The 15073-nt window shown below is 57.2% G+C and carries 12 protein-coding genes and 2 pseudogenes; 10 read left to right on the forward strand and 4 right to left on the reverse strand.

The window, feature by feature from the left end; genetic code table 11:
• Positions 1-158 precede the first annotated feature (158 nt).
• A complete protein-coding gene (locus tag HMPREF2541_RS02605; RefSeq protein WP_064084908.1) occupies positions 159-494 on the reverse strand; it encodes a hypothetical protein in 336 nt (111 codons plus the stop codon).
• A 26-nt stretch (positions 495-520) separates the two neighbouring features.
• A complete protein-coding gene (locus HMPREF2541_RS02610) occupies positions 521-955 on the reverse strand; it encodes a surface-adhesin E family protein (protein ID WP_003821692.1) in 435 nt (144 codons plus the stop codon).
• 81 nt (positions 956-1036) lie between these two features.
• On the opposite strand from HMPREF2541_RS02610, the gene recQ reads away from it, so the two are divergent.
• Positions 1037-2869: a DNA helicase RecQ gene (gene recQ, locus HMPREF2541_RS02615; RefSeq protein ID WP_070541594.1), complete on the forward strand. Its 1833-nt coding sequence runs from the start codon at positions 1037-1039 to the stop codon at positions 2867-2869.
• 71 nt (positions 2870-2940) lie between these two features.
• Positions 2941-3050, forward strand: a pseudogene (locus tag HMPREF2541_RS12335) (IS5/IS1182 family transposase); the annotation flags it as partial.
• A gap of 370 nt (positions 3051-3420) precedes the next feature.
• On the opposite strand, the pseudogene HMPREF2541_RS02620 reads toward HMPREF2541_RS12335, so the two are convergent.
• Positions 3421-5207: pseudogene (locus HMPREF2541_RS02620) on the reverse strand (2-isopropylmalate synthase).
• A 474-nt stretch (positions 5208-5681) separates the two neighbouring features.
• Between HMPREF2541_RS02620 and HMPREF2541_RS11840 the strand changes: the two are divergent.
• The 7 genes from HMPREF2541_RS11840 (at position 5682) to HMPREF2541_RS02650 (ending at position 12079) form a co-directional block, all read left to right on the forward strand.
• A complete protein-coding gene (locus HMPREF2541_RS11840; RefSeq protein ID WP_003821699.1) occupies positions 5682-5843 on the forward strand; it encodes a hypothetical protein in 162 nt (53 codons plus the stop codon).
• A gap of 90 nt (positions 5844-5933) precedes the next feature.
• Positions 5934-6527 carry a DUF2059 domain-containing protein gene (locus HMPREF2541_RS02625; RefSeq protein WP_070541597.1) on the forward strand — a complete coding sequence of 198 codons (594 nt, stop codon included), beginning with the start codon at positions 5934-5936 and terminating at the stop codon, positions 6525-6527.
• 215 nt (positions 6528-6742) lie between these two features.
• On the forward strand, positions 6743-7717 hold the full coding sequence (locus HMPREF2541_RS02630; protein ID WP_003821701.1) for a class 1 fructose-bisphosphatase: 975 nt from the start codon (positions 6743-6745) through the stop codon (positions 7715-7717).
• 132 nt (positions 7718-7849) lie between these two features.
• Positions 7850-8656, forward strand: a complete 807-nt coding sequence (locus HMPREF2541_RS02635) for a carbon-nitrogen hydrolase family protein (RefSeq protein WP_003821702.1) — start codon at positions 7850-7852, stop codon at positions 8654-8656.
• Between the two features lie 106 nt (positions 8657-8762).
• A complete protein-coding gene (locus HMPREF2541_RS02640) occupies positions 8763-9452 on the forward strand; it encodes an SIR2 family NAD-dependent protein deacylase (RefSeq protein ID WP_064086106.1) in 690 nt (229 codons plus the stop codon).
• Between the two features lie 137 nt (positions 9453-9589).
• Positions 9590-11470 carry a monovalent cation:proton antiporter-2 (CPA2) family protein gene (locus HMPREF2541_RS02645; protein ID WP_003821706.1) on the forward strand — a complete coding sequence of 627 codons (1881 nt, stop codon included), beginning with the start codon at positions 9590-9592 and terminating at the stop codon, positions 11468-11470.
• A 15-nt stretch (positions 11471-11485) separates the two neighbouring features.
• Entirely contained in the window at positions 11486-12079 is a 594-nt protein-coding gene (locus HMPREF2541_RS02650) for a 5-formyltetrahydrofolate cyclo-ligase (RefSeq protein ID WP_003821707.1), read from the forward strand.
• 162 nt (positions 12080-12241) lie between these two features.
• On the opposite strand, the gene grpE is transcribed toward HMPREF2541_RS02650, so the two are convergent.
• Positions 12242-12820 carry a nucleotide exchange factor GrpE gene (grpE, locus tag HMPREF2541_RS02655; protein ID WP_070541600.1) on the reverse strand — a complete coding sequence of 193 codons (579 nt, stop codon included), beginning with the start codon at positions 12818-12820 and terminating at the stop codon, positions 12242-12244.
• Between the two features lie 280 nt (positions 12821-13100).
• Between grpE and dsbD the strand changes: the two genes are divergently transcribed.
• Positions 13101-14885, forward strand: coding sequence for a protein-disulfide reductase DsbD (gene dsbD, locus HMPREF2541_RS02660; RefSeq protein ID WP_070541603.1), 1785 nt, complete (start codon positions 13101-13103; stop codon positions 14883-14885).
• The last annotated feature ends 188 nt before the right edge of the window (positions 14886-15073 follow it).

A 15073-nucleotide genomic window follows, 5' to 3' on the forward strand; every position in this document is an offset into this window, starting at 1 on the left:
TGCTTTCAGGTAGCCTCTCCCATACAAACTCCAACATCAAAACTTTCACATAAACTTTCAGGTAGCCTCTCCGTACGGAAAGGCTACCTGAAAGCGCAGCTTTAACCAGTCAAAACCAGTTTCTGCAAAGCTAAAAATCTGCTGCTACTAATCTTCGACTAAGGCTGCTGTCCGCGTACTGCCGTCCAAGCCGCGTCCAACCGGCGGCCGGCTTCTTCCAGCGTGGTATTTGATTGCTGCGCGGCCACATCCGCCTCATTCAATTGCGTTTGCAACTGCGTGATTTCCGCCTGTTTCTGCTGCAAAGCAGTTTGCGCCGCTTCCAAACGGGTGCGCAGCGTGTTCACACGGCTGCCGTTATCGGTTTGCGCCTTTAATGCTTCCTGATACGCCATCTGTGCACTCAAAAGCTCGGTTTGCGCCGCATCATCCGCCCAAGCTGGCGCAGCAGCGGCCAGCAGGCACAGACCGGCCACAATTCCCTTGATCCGCATATTTTCTCTCCTTAATTCTGCAAAAATCACAAAGTTTTGCCACAGGCAATTTCAAACTGTTTACCGCCGGCCGAACCTTTCACCACCGGCTGGGCAGGCCGCCTGGCTGTTTCATATTGGTTGGTAGCCAGTTTGTTGCCTGAAGCATCCCACATATCCACCGCAGCCAAACGGCGGGTGCGCGCCTGGCAATCGAACTGCCATTGGTTGACCGCCGTTTTGAAATGCGGCGTGTTCACATAATGCTCGCGCCCCGCATCCGACACGGTAATCCGCTCGCGGAAACTAACCCGGCTGCCTTCTTTCCGAATGCTGGAAGTGTCTATTTCGTAACGCATATTGCCGTTCTGGCTCACGCCCACTTCTCTCCAGCTGCCGCCCAGGCTCGGCCCGCTGCTCATACTCGGACAACCCGCCAACACCAACACCGCACACAGCCCGGCCCATCTCTTCAGTTGCATAAAAATCCTTTCAGGTAGCCTTCAAACGCTATAAAATCCGCGCCATTATATCCAACAAATCCCGCAAACGGAAAACCACTCATGCCACAACCCTCCGCCCTCAGCATCCTGCGCGAAGTTTTCGGCTATCACGCCTTCCGTGGGCGGCAGGAAGAAATTGTGAACGCGCTGGCAGAGGGGCAAAATCTGCTGGTGCTGATGCCTACCGGCGGCGGCAAATCCCTGTGTTATCAAATTCCCGCCCTGATGAGGCGCGGGCTGGCCGTGGTAGTGTCGCCGCTGATTGCCCTGATGGACGACCAAGTGGCCGCCCTGCAGGCCGCAGGCGTGGCCGCCGCCAGCGTGCACAGTGGCATTGGCAGCAGTCAGGTGCAGCAGATTGCCGACACCATCGAGGCAGGCTACCTGAAACTGCTCTACGTTTCCCCCGAGCGTTTGGTAAGCGAACGCTTCCTGCGCTTTCTCGACCACACCGAAATCAGCCTGTTCGCCATCGACGAAGCCCACTGCGTGAGCCAATGGGGGCACGACTTCCGCCCCGAATACCGCCAGCTCGGCCTCCTGGCCGACCGCTACCCCACCATCCCCCGCATCGCCCTCACCGCCACCGCCGACGCTGAAACCCGTGCCGACATCAAACACTACCTCAAGCTGGAAAACGCCGCCGAATACATCGCCAGCTTCGACCGCCCCAACATCTACTACCAAATCATCGAAAAAAACAACGGCAAAAAGCAGCTGCTCGATTTTCTGCACAGCCGCCCCCACGGCGAAAGCGGCATCGTTTACTGCTTAAGCCGCAAAAAAGTGGAAGACACCGCCGCCTTTTTAAACGAACACGGCTACCGCGCCCTGCCTTATCACGCCGGCCTCACCATGACCGAGCGCAACGAAAACCAGCACCGCTTCACCCGCGAAGAAGGCCTCATCATCGTAGCCACCGTTGCCTTCGGCATGGGCATCGACAAACCCGACGTGCGCTTCGTCGCCCACCTCGACATGCCGCAAAGCATCGAACACTTCTACCAGGAAAGCGGCCGCGCCGGGCGCGACGGCCAGCCCGCCGCTAGCTGGCTGTGCTACGGCCTCAACGACTACTCCCTGCTGCGCGAACGTATCCAAACCGGCAACAGCAGCGACTTCCAAAAGCAAATCGAACAGCAAAAACTCGAAGCCATGTTTGCCGTGTGCGAAACCTCCAGCTGCCGCCGCGCCGCCCTATTGCGCCACTTCGGCGAAGAAATCCCCCCCTGCGGCCACTGCGACAACTGCCTGCACCCGCCCGTCCTCTTCAACGCCACCGAAAACGTGCAGAAACTCCTCAGCTGCGTTTACCGCGTCGGCCAGCGCTTTGCCGCCGGCTACGTCATCCACGTATTGCGCGGCAAAGCCGACGACTGGATTCGGCAAAACCGCCACGACCAGCTCTCCACCTACGGCATCGGCACCGCCCTGTCCGACAAAGAATGGCGCGGCATCATCCGCCAATGCATCGGCCAAGGCCTGCTCGCCACCGACCCGCACAACTACCACGCCCTCATGCTCACCCAAGCCGCCCGCCCCGTGCTGCAAGGCAAGCAGACCGTGATGCTGCGCCCGCTCAAACGCGAAAAATCCGCCACCCGCACCCCGCGCGAACAATGGCTGCGCACCGAGCGCGAAGAACGCCTCTGGCAAGCCCTGCGCCAATGGCGCACCGAACGCGCCCGTGCCGACAATGTGCCCGCCTACATTGTGTGTGGCGACCGCACCCTGCAAGACATCGTGCAACAACGCCCCGCTAGCCTCACCGAACTGCAAAACATCTACGGCTTGGGCGAAGCCAAAATCCAAAAATTCGGCAGCGGTATTCTTGAAGTCTGCGCCCAATTCACTCAAGATGGCGACACCGAAACCGCCCTGCCAGATGCCTAAGCCAATTCATAAAAGGCTACCTGAAATTTCAGGTAGCCTTTTAAATGCGGACAACACGTTTCCAGCCAATTTATAGTGGATTAAATTTAAATCAGGACAAGGCGGCGAGCCGCAGACAGTACAAATAGTACGGCAAGGCGAGGCAACGCTGTACTGGTTTAAGTTAAATTCACTATACCTTTGCCACACATGGCGCAGCCCATATTGTTCGGAGCAAGCCAGGCAATACCGGAGCGGCAAAACCAGCTAATTTAAATATAAAAACACAGGCTTTAATCAGATTTTATGTGGCACGAATCAACTATCTGGGGCACAAACCGCCCTGCTCATACAGAATGATTCAGGCTACCTGAAAGCAGTCTGGCGCTGCAAAACTCAGGCGAGGATATCTGCATTGTTCAGATGCGTACATCCCAGCCGCCTGCACAACAAAAAGGCTACCTGAAAACCATACCGCATAGTTTCAGGTAGCCTTTCGCGCAAAATCAAACCGCCCTGCAGCATGATGCCGAAGGGCGGTACTTCAAAAGCAAGCGGAAAACAAAACCCAGCTAAATCCCGCCCTGCGCCTTCACTTTTTCACCACCTTCCAGCTTGTTCAACGCAGAAAGATAGGCTTTGGCGGTGGCGGCCAGAATATCAGTGTCCGCACCCTGGCCGTTGGCTACGCGGCCGTTTCTGGCCAGGCGCACGCCGGTTTCGCCTTGGCTTTCCGTGCCGAAGGTTACTGCATTCACCGAATAAATCTGCAATTCAGCGCCGCTCTGCACCACGCTTTCGATGGCCTTGAAAATCGCATCTACCGGGCCGGAGCCGGTGGCTTCGGCGTGCTGCTCTTCGCCATCGGCACTGAACACGATTTCGGCGCGCGGCAATTCACCGGTTTCGGTAACGATTCGCTGCGAGATGAATTTATAACGATCAGGCGTGAGATTAGACATTTCATCCGATACCAGCACATGCAAATCTTCGTCAAAAATTTCGCGTTTTTTATCGGCCAGTTCTTTGAAGCGGGCAAAAGCAGCATTGAGTGCTTCCTCACTACCCAATTCAATGCCCAGCTCGGCCAATTTGGTTTTGAAGGCATTGCGGCCGGAAAGTTTACCCAAACTCAATCGGTTAGCCGACCAGCCCACCGATTCGGCCGACATAATTTCATAGGTTTCCCGATGTTTGAGCACGCCGTCTTGGTGGATGCCTGATTCGTGGGCAAAAGCGTTGGCACCCACAATGGCCTTATTGGGCTGTACCGGATAGCCGGTGATACTGGACACCAGTTTAGACGCGGGCACGATTTGGGTGGTATCAATGCCGGTTTCCAAGCCGAATAAGTCGTGCCGCACTTTCAGCGCCATCACAATTTCTTCCAAGCTGGCATTGCCCGCGCGTTCGCCCAGGCCGTTGATGGTGCATTCCACTTGCCGAACGCCTGCCTGAATTGCGGCCAGCGAGTTGGCCACAGCCATACCCAAATCGTTGTGGCAGTGGGTGGACCAAACCACTTTACTGCCGTTGGGTACGCTGCGGATGATGCTGCTGATGCGCTCGTACCATGCGGACGGGACAGAATAGCCCACGGTATCGGGGATATTGATGGTGGTGGCACCCGCATCAATAACTGCCGTGAAGATTTTTGCAAAAAATCCAAATCGGAGCGCACTGCATCTTCTGCAGAGAATTCCACATCGTCCGTGTATTCTTTGGCAATTTTCACCGCTTTCACCGCTGCGTCGATCACCTGCTGCGGCTTCATTTTCAGCTTGTATTCCATATGGATGGGGCTAGTGGCGATAAAGGTGTGGATGCGCTTTTTCGGTGCGGGTGCAATCGCCTCGCCAGCCTTGCGTATATCGTTCTCCACCGCCCGCGCCAACGAGCAAACGGTTGATTCGGTAATGGTTTGGGCAATTTCGTGCACGGCTTCCCAATCGCCGGGGCTGGCTGCAGCAAAACCGGCCTCGATGACATCCACCCCCAGCCGCTCCAACTGCCGTGCCACGCGCACTTTTTCTTCCTTAGTCATAGCGGCACCCGGAGATTGCTCACCATCGCGCAAAGTGGTATCGAATACCACTATGCGGCTATTGCCTGGCTGTGCCGGGGCGCGCTGCAAAGTAGGCTGCTGCTCCAGAAAAGCATTCAAATCCAACGGCCTGCCTTGCGCTTCAGCCAAGGCAGTCAGCCTTTGCAGCTGTGCCAACGGCAGCGAACCGCGTGTGCGCCATTTGTAGATGGCTGCGGTGGAGGCAGCCCCTTCAGGATCATGCCGGCGTAAGGCCTCGGCCAATGCGTTTACGCCACCGAAATAAGCAATCAGGAGATCAATATCAAGCTTCATAATGGACTTTCAGTCTAATTCAAACCGGTGATTTGCTAATTACTGGCATAATAGACATTCATGGACACAAAAGCAAGTAGAAATTATATGATGAACGCAAAAATAAGCATAATTTTATACTTATTGTCCACAATAACACACTTGTTGCACATATGCCTTAACCTTTCCCCGCACTTTAGCCACTTACTGGACATAAATGTAAAGAAATCGCTATAATTTAAAACAAATACAAAGGTTTTTGAAACAGAGGAGCTTGCTGCAATATAACAAGCAAACAGCTTGCTGCCGCTCAAAGTGGCAAGCTTTAAAAACCGGCCACGCGCCGCGATAACAAACAGATAACAAACACCGATTCTGATACCTACAGCCGAACAACTCCATCCCGCATAACCAAGGCTTCACTGCCTTGCCAAGTAAACTAGCAAAATAATTAGGGATGTAAAGTGTTTCGTGCCATTACTTGCGGGGGCAGCGATGTTCGATTTATCTCTTTCTCTTTCTTTCTTATTACTGGCTCTGTTGCTATGGCTGCTGGTGCGCCTGAAACAGCACCACCGCCAGCGCAAGCCGCTCACCACTCACGGGCATGACGATTGCAGTTTTTTCACCCGTGAATACCACCGCGACCGACAATAGCCCATTCTGTGGCAGCCGCGCGGTGCATATCTTGTTTTAACTCCGCTGAAGCAAATGCTTTCAGGTAGCCTCACTACAAAAAGGAATCCCATGCCGCATAGCCTCCGCCGGTCTATCTTCCGCAGCCTCGCCTTGGCCGCACTCTTGATTGCCCTGCCCGCCGCCGCGCAAACCCCGTCTGACGAATCACTCAACCGGCTGATTGATTTACAAAACCTGCCCGCCCAGCTGCGTACTGCCGTACCAGCCGCCACCGATTTCACCAACCAGGAAATCAACCGACAAATCAATAGCAACACCCGCCTGAGCCCCGAGCAGCGTGCCGCGCTACAACGTACTTCCGAACAATATATTTCCGGCATGAACCGCGAAGTTTTCCAATCGGAAGAATTGCTGAACCAAATGCGCGAAATCAGCCGTGATGCCATGCGCCAAACCTACACGCAAGAAGAAGTGGACGCCATGATCACCTTCTACCACACACCTGCCGGACAGAGTGTGTTGAACAAACAGGGCGATTTGACCAAAACTATGATGCCGCCGATGATGCGCCTAATCAGCCAGCGTTACGAACAGGTAAGCCAGCGCCTTACCCCGCAGTTCCGCCGCGAAGTGAATCGTATCCGGCGCGAAGCTGGACGTACTGAGCCGCCACGCCACAGCAGCCGCGGCAAACGCCGTTAAACAGCCCGAACAGCACAACGGTACGGCAAATTTCTCCCTGCAAACCCTACCCCATCCAGCCACTGTGCGGGTAAAATACGGCCATGCCAACAGGCTACCTGAAAGCGAAACCTCTACGCAGTTAAAATCCAACGTAACGGCGTGTAGGCCATACCAAACTTTTCAGGTAGCCTTTAACACAGATAACCCACAAAAATATCCTAATCGAGTTCCCCATGCCCACCCTGTCCCAATTCCTCCAGCAACATCTCGCCGAACACCAACTGCCTGCCGAATTAGGTAGTGTAGTTTCCACCATCGTCCAAGCCTGCCAAACCATCAGCGGCCAAGTGCGCCAGGGCGCGCTCGCCGGTGTGCTGGGCGAAGCCGGTAGTAGCAATGTACAAGACGAAGCCCAGAAAAAACTGGACGTGATCGCCAACCAAATCTTGATTGACGGCCTCTCTGCCAACCCCGCCGTGGCCGGCTTGGCTAGCGAGGAAGAGGAGCAGTTTGTGCCAGCCAGCGATCAAGGCCGCTATCTCGTGCTGTTCGACCCTTTAGACGGCTCGTCCAATATCGACATCAATATTTCAGTCGGCACTATTTTCTCCATCCTAGAAAAACCCGCAGGCCCGCTTTCCGCCCAATCCTTCCTGCAAAGCGGCCGCGCCCAAGTAGCCAGCGGCTACGCGCTCTACGGGCCGCAAACCCAGCTTGTACTCTGCCTGCGCCACGGTGTGGCCGTGTTTACGCTGGATGCCGGCGGCCAATTTGTCCAAACCCAGCTCAACCCGCAAATCCAGCAGGCCACGCGCGAATTTGCCATCAATATGTCCAACCAGCGCCATTGGCAGCCGCCCATGCAGCAATACATTGCCGAATTGCTCGCCGGGGAAACCGGCCCCCGCGGCAAAAACTACAATATGCGCTGGGTAGCCAGCATGGTGGCCGAGATTCACCGCATTCTCATGCGCGGCGGCATCTTTATGTATCCCAAAGACGCGCGCGACCCGGCCAAGCCCGGCAAACTGCGCCTGATGTATGAAGCCAACCCATTGAGTCTGATCATCGAACAAGCCGGCGGCGCCAGCACCAATGCCCGCGAGAGCATGCTCGATATTCAGCCCGAAGGCCTGCACCAACGCGTGGCCGTGATTATGGGCAGCCGCGAAGAAGTGGATTACGCCACGCGATTGCACCAACAATAAACCCAAGGCTACCTGAAATAATTTTGGCTTCACCGAAACAGCCGCACGCAACAAGATATTGTTTTAACTCCGCTGAAGCAGATGCTTTCAGGTAGCCTCCCCTTAGTTTTTTAATCCAACATCGAACACACCATGCAAACTATCCGCGCCGCCGCCATCCAACTCGTTTCCCACACCGACCCCGCCGTAAACCGCCGCAGCGTCGTACAGCAAGTAGCCGCTGCCGCCCAAGCCGGCGCCGACTGGGTGCTGCTGCCCGAATACTGGTCGCTAATGGGCAGGCACGATACCGACAAACTCGCCCAAGCCGAACAATTCGGCCGCGGCCCGCTGCAAATCTTCATGGCCGAGCTGGCCGCCCGCCACCGCATCGTCTTATTCGGCGGCAGCATCCCCCTGCTCGCCAACGAAAGCGGCAAAATCATCAACAGCCTGCTCGTATACGGCCGCGACGGCCAATGCCTCAGCCGCTACGACAAAGCCCACCTCTTCAGTTACACCGGCATTGGCGAAAGCTACCGCGAAGCCGACACCATCGAAGCCGGCAACAGCATCCCCCCGTCTGTGGAAATCGACGGCTGGCGCTACGGCCAAGGCGTGTGCTACGACCTGCGTTTCCCCGAAATCTTCCGCGCCCAGCAGCCGTTTGACGTACTCCTCCTGCCCGCCGCCTTTACCTACACCACCGGCAAAGCCCACTGGCAAACCCTGCTGCAGGCCCGCGCCATCGAAAACCAATGCTACGTTATCGCCGCCGCCCAAGGCGGCCTGCACGACAGCGGCCGGCGCACCTACGGCCACAGCATGATTATCGACCCCTGGGGCGAAATCCTCGCCGAGCGGCCGGAAGGCGAAGGCTGGATCATGGCCGAACTCAAGCCGCAACGCCTGCACACCGTACGCAACCAACTGCCCGCCCTGCAGCACCGCCGGTTTTAAACAAAAAGGCTACCTGAAAAACCATTTCTTATTTTCAGGTAGCCTTTATCCGGCCATATAGGCTACCTGAAAACACACGGCAACCCCGTTCACAAGAAAGCAAACCATGCAAAAAATCGTCGTCCTCACCGGCGCTGGCATCAGCGCCGACAGCGGCCTGCGCACCTTCCGCGACACCGACGGCCTGTGGGAAGGCTACAAAGTGGAAGAAGTGTGCACGCCCGAAGCCTTCGCGCGCAATCCCCAGCTCGTGATCGACTTCTACAACGAACGCCGCCGCCAAGCACAGGCTGCCGAACCCAATGCTGCCCATCGCGCCCTGGCAGAGCTAGAAAAATACTATCAAGTTCAAATTATTACCCAAAACGTGGACGACCTGCACGAACGTGCCGGCAGCAGTACCGTGCTGCACCTGCACGGCGAATTGAACAAAGCCCGCAGCAGCGCCGACGAAAACTATGTGGTCGAATGGACGGGCGACCAATCCATCAACGACACCGACCCGCAAGGCTACCCCATGCGCCCGCACATCGTTTGGTTCGGCGAAGCCGTGCCACTGATTGAAACCGCTGCCCGATGGGTATCGCAGGCCGATAAAGTGCTGGTGGTCGGCACCTCGATGCAGGTGTATCCCGCCGCCGGCCTGCTGGAATACGCGCCCTACGAAGCCGAACGCTATCTGGTCGATCCGCGCCCGCCGAAAGGATTGGCAAACATCAGCATTATCGAAGCCAAAGCCAAAGACGGCGTACCGCAACTGGTAGACAAACTGATTACTGAAGCCGCACGACACTGATTGCCACAAGGCCGCCAGAAACATACGGCGGTTTCACCGAAACAAACCTGCTGTTTTCAGGTAGCCCCTCCTCCGGCAAAAGGCTACCTGAAAACCATAACCCTTTATTTCAAACACCACTTACCTAAAATACGCCCATGACCACCATCCTGCTTTACTCCTTTACCTACCTGGCTTTCGCCGTTGCCGCCGTGCTCGTCTCCAAAAAACTGGGCTTGGGTTCGGTGTTGGGCTATTTGATGGCCGGTATCGCCATCGGCCCGGTTTTAGGTTTTGCCGGCAAAGAAACCGAATCCATCCAGCACGTTGCCGAATTCGGCGTAGTGATGATGCTGTTTCTGGTTGGTTTGGAGCTGGCACCGCAAAAACTGTGGCAACTGCGGCACAAGCTCTTGGGGCTGGGTGGATTGCAGGTGCTGCTTTCTGTGGCAGCGATTGCCGGCATCACCATAGCCATCGGCAAAAGCTGGCAGATGGGCGTGGCCGTGGGTTGTATCCTAGCGCTCTCCTCCACCGCCATCGTGCTGCAAACCTACAGCGAAAAAAATCTGATGCGATCTCCCGGCGGACAGGCCGGCTTTGCCATTCTGCTGTTTCAAGACGTGGCCGCTATCCCGATGCTGGCACTCTTGCCGCTCTTGGCTGCCGGCCACCATCACCGGAGCGGCCCGCACACCACCAATCTGCTGGCCGACCAGCCCGGCTGGGTGCTCGCCGCCGTGAGCATTGCCGCTATTTTGCTGATTGCCGTAGGTGTGCGTTATCTGGTGCCGCGTATGTTCCGCTTCATCAGCAAAGTCCGCCTCAACGAAATGTTCACCATGTTCACCCTGGCCGTGGTGGTGGGCATTGCCACGCTGATGTCGCTCGTCGGCCTCTCCCCCGCTCTGGGCGCGTTCGTAGCCGGCGTGGCGCTGGCCAACAGCTCCTACCGGCACGAAATGGAAAGCCATCTCGAGCCCTTCAAAGGCCTGCTCTTGGGGCTGTTTTTCATCACCGTGGGCGCGGGCATGAATTTCACTCTACTGGCTAAAGAGTTCTGGGTGGTGGCTGCCATCACCTTAGCCACATTGGCGGTAAAAGGCATCATCCTCTTCATCCTCGGTCTGTTGTTCCGCCTGCCGCGCATGGGTAGCAAACTGCTTGCACTCAGCCTGGCGCAGGCCGGTGAATTCGGCTTTGTGCTGCTTACCATCGCCCGCCAGAGCCATGTGCTGCCGCGCGCCATGGCCGACCGCATCTCATTGGTGGTTGCCCTCTCCATGCTACTCACCCCGCTCCTGTTCATCTTCTACGACAAAGTGATCGCCCCACGCGGCATCGTGGAAGAAAACCAAGAGCGCCCGCACGACGTGATTGAAGAGGAAAACCCCGTCATCCTGCTCGGCCACGGCCGTTTCGGCCAGCAAATCAACAGCATGCTCACCGCCTGCGGCTTCCACACTACCGTGATCGACTACCAGGCCGACACCGTGGAAGGCCTCACCAAATACGGCAGCAAAACCTACTACGGCGACGCCACCCGCCCCGAGCTGCTCAATTCCATCGGCCTGGCACACGCCAAGCTGCTCATTATCTGTATCAGCAACCTCGAGCATGCCACCTCAATCGTGGAATTCGTCCACCGCCACTACCCCAACCTGCCCATCATTGCCCGCGCCCACGACCGCATCCACGCCTACCACCTGCACCATGCCGGCGCCAACTACATCATCCGCGAAACCGTAGACGCCGCCATCCGCAGCGGCCGCCTCGCGCTGGAAAAACTCGGCATCAACTCCGAAAAAGCCCAAGAGCTCAGCGAGTTCTACGCCGCCCGCGACCGCTACCAGATGGACAAAATGGCCGAGAAATACACCCCCGACCTGCCCGTGTTCGCCAACGAGCCCCTGCTCCAAGCCGCCCGCGAAATCGACACCGAAACCGCCCAAATGATGCAGGCCATACTGCGTGGCGAAAGCGTAGAATGGCAGGAAGACCCCGAAAGCTGGACCCGCCTGAAAAAAGGCCTCACCTAAACCACTGAGCCTGCCATGCCAAGTAAAATCGACCTCCGCCGCCACTTCCGACGCCAACGGCAAAGCCTTACGCCTGCCGCACGTCAACGTGCCGAGAAGCGCATCAACAACCTGCTCAAAGGCTACCTGAAACGCGGCAAACGGCTGGCCATCTATTGGCCCATCGGCAGCGAGCTGCGGCTCGACAGTCTCGCCGCCGCCGCCCGCCAACGCGGCACCGAGCTCTACCTACCCTACATCGAACCACGCCGCCAACGCCTGTGGTTTACGCCCTTCCCGCAACAAGGCCGCCCCGAACGCCGCCGCCAAGGCAAGCTGAACATTCCCCAATTTGCCGGCCGCAAAATCCGCATCCACAACCTGCATAGCATCATCATCCCCCTAGTCGGTATCGACCGGCGCGGCTACCGCCTCGGCCAAGGCGGCGGCTTCTACGACGTTACCCTCGCTGCCACCCGCCACCGCCTCTGTCCGCGCAAAATCGGCGCCGGTTTCGCCTGCCAGGAAACCGACATCCTGCCCGCCGAAGAGCACGATATGCAGCTGGACGACTGGGTGTGCGAAAACGGCATCCGGCGTTTCGGCAAAACGGCCGATGGGCCGCGCTAGCTAAAAATGGATACAACAAAGGCTACCTGAAACTTTAGCTTCGCAGAAACTTCGCTGCGTGGCGTTTTCAGGTAGCCTTTTTATTGAACTATGCACCAAAATTTTCAGGTAGCCTGCATTCGATATAGCAGGCTACCTGAAAATCCGTTTACAGTCCGAAAGCTATTTCGCCTCCGGCGCCTTGGCAACGGACACCGTGGCGGGGCGCAGCACGCGGTCGTGCAGGGTATAGCCCTTCTGCATCACGTTCACGATGGTGTTCGGCTCTTGCTCGCTTTCCACGGTTTGGAAGGCCTGGTGGCGGTGCGGGTCGAGCTTGTCGCCGGGCTGGGGCAGGATTTCTTTGATTTGAGCCTGCTCGAAGGCACGCTTGAGCTCGGTGAGGGTCATCTCCACGCCCATTTTCAGCGCATCGAAATTGCCGCTTTGGTCGAGCAGCGCCATTTCCAAATAGTCTTTTACTTTCAACAGCTCTTCGGCAAATTTCTTGGCGGCGAATTTGTGGGCGGCCTGGATTTCTTCCTGATGGCGGCGGCCTAGGTTTTGCAGCTCGGCCTGATGGTATTTGTTGATGTCGGCCAGCTCGGCTTCCAGTTCGGCCACGCGCTGTGCCAGCTGCTCCGGCGTAGGCTCGGCAGCAGCTTCAGCATTGGTCTGCGGCTCAACCGCTTCGGCCTGGGCTTCCTGCTGCGGGAGTTTAGTTTCGGGGTTTTGGTGTTGGTGATGTTGATGATGAGACATGAAAATTCCTTTGAAAGAGAGCTTTTGCCCTGCCAAATGGGGCGGAGCGGCCGATTTTCAAGCGAAAAGGCGGCGGCGGGCATAATTATTTTGCCGCGGCTGTCAGAAACGGCATGCGCCGCTCGTCTATATAAGCAAGCCTGTGGCGGCAAAGTTAATTTCATCAATCGCTTTGTTAAATTAAGCCCATGGCGGGCAAGTTACTATTTCCTTATAATCCGCGCACATTTTTGTGCCCTTGTTTCAACTTCGTTGAAGCTAACGCTTTCAGGTAGCCTTTATGTTTAAAAAATTGATTCAATCTTTCATCCTGTCCGTGCTGTTGTGCTCCGGCATGGCGGCGCATGCAATCGATGCCGGCCAGCTGCTGCCGGCGGAGCAGGCGTTCCGCCCCACGGTGGCGGCGGGCGAGCAGGATGTGGCCGTGCAGTTTCAAATTGCCGACGGCTATTATCTCTATCAAGAAAAAATCCGCGTAGAAACCGAACCATCCGGCCTGCTGGGCACGGCTGAGTTTTCGCAGGGCAAGGAAAAGGAAGACGAATTTTTCGGCAAGCAAACCGTGCACTACCACCAAGCCGTGGTGAAACTGCCCTTCCAATCTGCCGCACCCGCCGCCTACCGCCTCACGCTCACCTACCAAGGCTGCGCGGATGCGGGCGTGTGCTATCCGCCGGTAACCAAAACGCTGGAAATCAAAGGCGCGGGCGTGTATGGCGACACAGCCGCACCGCCCGCCGGCGGCAGCAACCGCTTCACCGCGCCGCAAGACGGCGCGCCCGCTGCCAGCCCCGTGCCGCAGCCGCGCAAAAGCCCGTTTAGCTTGTCGCGCGACACATTGGGGGCAAACCTGCTGGCTTTTTTTAGTTTCGGCATTGGCTTGAGTTTTACCGCCTGCATGTATCCCCTACTGCCCATTGTGTCGGGCATCATCGTGGGAGACCGTGCCAATGCCGGCAAACGCCGCGGACTGATTTTGTCTTCGGTTTATGTGCAGGGGCTGGCGCTCACTTATGCTGCCGTGGGCGTGCTGGCCGGGCTCACTGGCTCGCTACTCACCGTGTGGCTGCAACAGCCGTGGGTGGTGCTTTCTGCCGCCGCGCTGATTGTGGTGCTGGCGCTGGGCATGTTCGACGTGTTCACCATCCAACTGCCCTCCTTCATTCAAAGCTACTTCCAACAACAGAGCAGCAAGCTGTCCGGCGGCAAGATGGCTTCCGTGTTTGTGATGGGCATGCTCTCGGCGCTGATTGTCGGCCCCTGTGTGGCGCCGCCCCTGGCCGTGGCCTTGGGCTATATCGGCCAAACCGGCGATGCCGCACTGGGCGGCCTGGCCTTATACAGCATGGCGCTGGGCACCGGCGTGCCGCTGGTTCTGGTGGGCACGTTCGGCGGGCACATCCTGCCTAAGGCCGGCGCGTGGATGAACGGCATCAAACATGCCTTCGGCATCATCCTGCTGGCCGTGGCCGTGTATCTGGCCGCCCCCTTCCTGCCCTATGGCCTGACCGTGGCACTTTATTCCCTGCTGTTGGTTATCCCCGGCGGCCTGCTGTTGGGCAAACACCTGCGCAACCGCCAAATCAAGCCGTTGGCTATGGGGCTGGGCAGCCTCCTACTCACCGTGGGCGTGTTTTTCGCCGTACAGAGCGTGCGCATGCAGCCCACCTTCCTGCACCAGGCGCTCACCGTGTTCCCGCCGCAGCAAACCGCGCACCGGGTATTCACCGCGCCGCAGCAACTCAACAGCGCCATGCAACAGGCCTTGGCCAGCGGCAAGCCGGTGGTGCTGGATTTTTATGCCGACTGGTGCGCCAGCTGCAAGGAGATGGAACACAAAACCTTCAGCCGCCCCGAAGTGCAGGCCGCCGTACCACCTGATCGCGTATTCAAAATCGACCTCACCGACAACACGCCCGAGCAGCGCGCGCTGTTGCAGGAATACGGCCTGCCCGGCCCGCCCGGTATCTTCGTTATCCATCCCGACGGCCGCCGCAGCAGCCCGCTGATCGGCTTTACCGAGCCGGCGGCATTTATCGAATGGTATCGGCAGCAGGTTTCCTGAGGCCGGTTGGGATAAGAGCAAAGGCTACCTGAAAAATTTCAGATAGCCTTTTTAATATGCAGCCATATTTTCAGGTAGCCTGAAATTTTGTGGCTACCTTCAACATAAAGAAGCAAGCCAAATGCCGGCATGGCAACACCAGCCACACACCACACAAAAGGCTACCTGAAACTTTTCAGGTAGCCTTT

It is taken from the genome of Eikenella sp. HMSC061C02, from assembly GCF_001809035.1.
GTDB lineage: Bacteria > Pseudomonadota > Gammaproteobacteria > Burkholderiales > Neisseriaceae > Eikenella > Eikenella corrodens.